Genomic DNA, 3,115 nt, shown 5'->3' with positions numbered 1-3,115 from the left:
GACCGCCACCGCAGCCGCGAGTTCATCGAATTCCTCAAGCTGCTCGATGCCGCCTATCCGGCCGGCACCGCGATCAGGTTGATCCTCGACAATCATTCCGCACACATCTCGAAAGAAACCAAAGCCTGGCTCGATAAACAACCGGCAGGCCGCTTCGAATTTACCTTCACCCCTAAACACGGCTCCTGGCTTAACCTCATCGAGGGCTTCTTCTCCAAGTTCGCCCGCTCCGTCATGCGCCACATCCGGGTGAGTTCAAAGCACGAGCTCAGGGAACGCATCATGGCCGGCATCGACGACGTCAATAACCACCCCGTCATCCATACTTGGTCCTACAAGCTCGCCGAGGCTTGATATGATTCAAACCAAGAAAACGCGCTACTAGGGGCTGATAGAGAAGGAAGAACTCACCTTTGTCGAGGCCTTGACACATGTCTCGTTCGAGTTGTCTTGAGCGCGCCTGACGAACAGCGACTGAAGGGTCATAGGCGCTCCAACCGCGCCCGGCGACGGCCTTTGCCTCGTCTAGAGCCTGCTCAGCAGCTTCGACCCAAAGGGGCGCCTCCACAGGGATGAGAGGCGTTTCACAAAACCCCACGCGAGCTGTGGTTTGAACAGTCATTCGGCGTAGCGAGAATGGTTCCTCTATTGCCATACTCATCATTTTACCGCGCTGCCCATGATGTTTTTCGATCTGCGGCGTGGTCTACACGGCTTAGGTCGGGAATTCTATATCCGAACATGGCTTCACAATAAGGGGTTTATGCATTTGAAGAAATGCTCACGCCATTTGCATCTGATTCTAGAGAACCTCTTTCTGCCTGCCCTGGCCGGACTCATTGCGGCCAATCGGCCCTTCGAAATCGCGATATCGGAAGCGGCGATCATGTGATAAAGCCTCTGCTATAGTTTGGGAGAACAGAGGAAACGTCACCGATCATGACATCCGCAACCGCCCAGCGTCTTCGAGCGCTTGACCTCCTGGAAGCCAGGGGAATGCTCCGGCTAAAGGAGTTCATCGCCGAAGGCATTGGCCCGGAGACGCTTGCCCGCCTTGTCCGGGAGGGAGCGGTTATCCGTGCGGCACGTGGCCTCTATCAATTACCCGACGCCCACGTCGAGGCTGCCCATACACTGGCAGAAGCGGCTATTCTGGTCCCAAAGGGTGTGGTCTGCTTGACGTCGGCGCTCCAATATCACGAACTGACGCTGCAGATGCCCTCGGTTGTATGGATGGCTATCGACCGCGCCGCCTGGCGACCTAAGATCGATTATCCACCTATTCGGTTCGTGCGCTTCAGGGGGCCGGCGCTGACCGAAGGGGTCGAGCGTCACCGCATCGAGAATGTCGAGGTCCCCATTACGGATCCAGCGAGGACGATCGTAGACTGCTTCCGCTACCGGACCAAGGTCGGTCTCGATGTTGCAATGGAGGGGCTGCGCGAGGGCCTCCGTCGCCGTCGCTGCAATTCGGATCAGCTGTGGCAGTACGCGCGCAAGGCACGGGTCTGGTCGGTCATGCGTCCTTACGTCGAAGCAATGGTGTCTGATGCCGCGTGAACCTCGTAACATCGGCGCATCAGTGCGAGCGCGGCTCCTCGATCGGGCCCGTGCCGAGCGATCGGATTTCCAGATTCTGCTGACACGATATGCGCTCGAGCGTCTGCTGTACCGGCTAAGCGCGTCGCCGCACCGCGACCGCTTCATACTCAAAGGTGCGATGCTCTTTGTGACCTGGGTCGCCGATCCGTTTCGTCCTACGCGCGATCTGGATCTGCTTGGCCACGGCGACAGCGACGCCGAGGCCATTGCCGAAACCTTCCGGGCCATTTGTGCGCAGCCGGTCGCCGATGACGGCGTGACGTTTGATATCGCCGCGCTGATGGCGGCCCCGATCCGTGAGGAGGTGCACTATGGTGGCGTGCGGGTCCACACAACGGCAACCATCGCCGGGGCGCGTATCCCGATCCAGGTTGACATTGGTTTTGGCGACGCCATTACACCGGCGGCCGTCGAGATCGATTATCCCACCCTCCTGGACGCCCCAACGCCGCGGCTTCGCGCATATCCGGTCGAAACGGTGGTAGCCGAGAAATTCGAAGCGCTCGTAACGCTCGGCATGGCCAATAGCCGGCTCAAGGATTTCTATGATCTCTGGATGATCTCCCGAACATTCGAACTTCGCCGGCCCGCCCTTGTCGAGGCAATTCAGCGGACCTTCGAACGACGCGGAACGGTCCCGCCATCGGTTATTCCGGTCGGTCTGACCGATGAATTCGCGGAAGCATGGGCCGCTCAATGGCGCGCCTTCCTAGGCCGGGACCGGATGGCAGCCGCACCAGATGATTTCGCCGCTACCGTCGCCGATCTTCGCCTTTTCTTGATGCCGCTGTTCGTCGGATTGAAGGAAGAACTAATTTGGCCGCCGAGCGGGCCGTGGTCGTCGGGAACAGCAATTGATAAGGCATAGCGGAACGATAAAGTTACGCCGTAAAGCTATCAAACAGGGCTTTGGTGCATCGCTCCCGGCGTGAATGGATTCTGCTCTTTGATGTTGTGACTATGCCGTTGTTGTCTTGGACCGGACGGACTTCGGGCGTGCACATGCCAGCATTCGGTTGAGGATGGTGCAGCCGATGGCGACTTCCGTCTGTTGCGCGGCGAATGAGCGTGCTCGCAGCCGGTGTCCGATGATCGACTTATAGCTGCCGATCGCGGCCTCGACCAAGGATCGCTTGCCGTAGCCGGTGGCAGTTTGCCACTTCATCCGCCCGTCCGTGCTGACCGCCGCTATATGCCGGTCGCGCTGACTGGCGATCCCTGTGCCCGAGCGGTCGATCGCGTTGGCCCGAGGTGGAATGATGACGGCAGCATCGGTGCTGTGCCGGCTGACCGCGTCGTAGGTTGGGTCGCCGTCATAGGCGCCGTCGGCTGTAAACTTGCCAATCGGACCGTCGATTTGGTCAAGTAGTGGTCCCACTTGTGAACTGTCGCCCATGTCTTGGCCGGTCATGACGTGAGCGATGATGTCGCCGCTATCAGCATCCAATGCCAGATGCAATTTGCGCCAGCCCCGACGGGATTTGGCACCGTGCTTCTCCTCCAGCCACTGGCC

General features: G+C 59.3%; 4 protein-coding genes. 3 read left to right on the top strand and 1 reads right to left on the bottom strand.

The features are described 5' to 3' along the window. The 3 genes from AB4Z52_RS35865 to AB4Z52_RS35855 form a co-directional block, all read left to right on the top strand. A partial coding sequence (locus AB4Z52_RS35865) for a transposase (protein ID WP_442222560.1) occupies positions 1 to 354 on the top strand: 354 nt, incomplete at its 5' end. A gap of 585 nt (positions 355 to 939) precedes the next feature. Continuing rightward, a complete protein-coding gene (locus AB4Z52_RS35860; protein ID WP_442222559.1) occupies positions 940 to 1,560 on the top strand; it encodes a type IV toxin-antitoxin system AbiEi family antitoxin domain-containing protein in 621 nt (206 codons plus the stop codon). After that, positions 1,550 to 2,470: a nucleotidyl transferase AbiEii/AbiGii toxin family protein gene (locus AB4Z52_RS35855; protein WP_442222558.1), complete on the top strand. Its 921-nt coding sequence runs from the start codon at positions 1,550 to 1,552 to the stop codon at positions 2,468 to 2,470. The genes AB4Z52_RS35860 and AB4Z52_RS35855 overlap by 11 nt, the downstream gene beginning before the upstream one ends. A 90-nt stretch (positions 2,471 to 2,560) precedes the next feature. Here AB4Z52_RS35855 and AB4Z52_RS35850 read toward each other — a convergent pair. Beyond that, positions 2,561 to 3,115: IS5 family transposase (locus tag AB4Z52_RS35850; protein ID WP_442222557.1), on the bottom strand; the 555-nt coding region annotated here is incomplete at its 5' end.

The organism is Rhizobium sp. 2YAF20, assembly GCF_052114685.1.
Classification (GTDB): domain Bacteria; phylum Pseudomonadota; class Alphaproteobacteria; order Rhizobiales; family Rhizobiaceae; genus Rhizobium.
This window is presented reverse-complemented; position numbering and strand designations above follow the sequence as displayed.

Coding starts and splice junctions, on each gene's coding strand:
- AB4Z52_RS35860 (WP_442222559.1), top strand. CDS start 940: ATGACATCCGCAACCGCCCAGCGTCTTCGAGCGCTTGACCTCCTGGAA.
- AB4Z52_RS35855 (WP_442222558.1), top strand. CDS start 1,550: ATGCCGCGTGAACCTCGTAACATCGGCGCATCAGTGCGAGCGCGGCTC.